The 1,199-nt window shown below is 51.0% G+C and carries 2 protein-coding genes; both read left to right on the top strand.

Annotation, left to right across the window (positions count from 1 at the left end; translation table 11 throughout):
* A partial coding sequence (locus ACR0P9_RS12925; protein ID WP_432620780.1) for a CPBP family intramembrane glutamic endopeptidase occupies positions 1–897 on the top strand: 897 nt, incomplete at its 5' end.
* Positions 898–1,199: nucleoside deaminase (locus ACR0P9_RS12930; RefSeq protein ID WP_432620782.1), on the top strand; the 302-nt coding region annotated here is incomplete at its 3' end.

The following is a 1,199-nucleotide window of genomic DNA, read 5'->3' on the forward strand; positions in this document are numbered from 1 at the left end:
GATATTATTGCACTGACAACTCTTGCGGAGATGGGAATCAATTGTCTGCTGTATCCGATTATGCCGCTGTTTCCACAGGCGGCAGAAGGCTCGTTTCTCTATGAGATGGAAGATATGCTGACCTATTTGCTGATTTTTGTCCTTCCGTTCGCTGTCGGTGCAAAATTGTCCGGCATGTCCTTTCGCGATTTGATGGGAAGAGGAAAGCCGAGTGCAGAAGTTTATCTCATGACATTGGGGCTGACGCTGGGATGGTCCATTGTTGCTGGTTGGCTGGGCATCGGCATAGAGGGTGTTCTCAACCAATATGGATTGACAGAACCATCCTCTGCTTATGTCCTGCCGGATAGCGGAGAAGCATTTCTCATACAGTTTCTCGCCACGGCGATTGTTCCGCCAATCGTCGAAGAGCTGTGCTATCGCGGCTTCTTTCTCAATACGGCTGTGCGGTCGATGGGAACATGGGGCGCGATTGCGTTTACCGCGGTGTGCTTTTGGCTGGCGCATGACAGCTTGGAGATTTTTCCGCTGGCGTGTGGATTTGGCGTGATTGGCGGATATATTCGCCGCCGATATGGTTCGCTTTTGCCGTCTATGGTGGCGCATTTTGCCGTCAATAGCGTGTATATTATCATCAATGCAAGCTACGCGTATCATCATGTGATTGGTGCTATGGTCGCTGTGCCGGTCAATCTGCTGGAGCTTCTCTTAGGAGCTGCTGGTGTGATTTTGTTCGTGCGGCGCAGAGAATGGAAGCCAATTTGGGACGGCACATTTGGCATCCGCAGTGCTTTGACGCCGGGACGAATGACGCTGACAATTTTGACCAGTGTCCCGGTATGGATTGTACTCGCACTGACCATTTATTTTATATCCGGCAATTTGGAGGTGCTGTAAATGCAAACAGAACAGGAAAAGTTTATGAAAGCAGCCCTCAAGCTGGCACAAAAATCGGCAGAAGAAGGCGAGGTTCCAGTTGGCTGTGTCATTGTGTGTGACGGAAAAATTGTCGGACGCGGCAGAAATCGGCGGGAGAGCAAAAAGACCGCGCTGTCTCATGCGGAAATCGAAGCGATTGGAAAAGCGTGTAAAAAATTGGGCGGCTGGCGGCTGCACAAGTGCGATTTGTATGTGACGCTGGAACCGTGCCCCATGTGCGCCGGTGCGATTATCAATGCGCGGATTCGCACGGTGTATTA

The organism is Butyricicoccus sp., from assembly GCF_050872565.1.
GTDB lineage: Bacteria > Bacillota > Clostridia > Oscillospirales > Butyricicoccaceae > Butyricicoccus_A.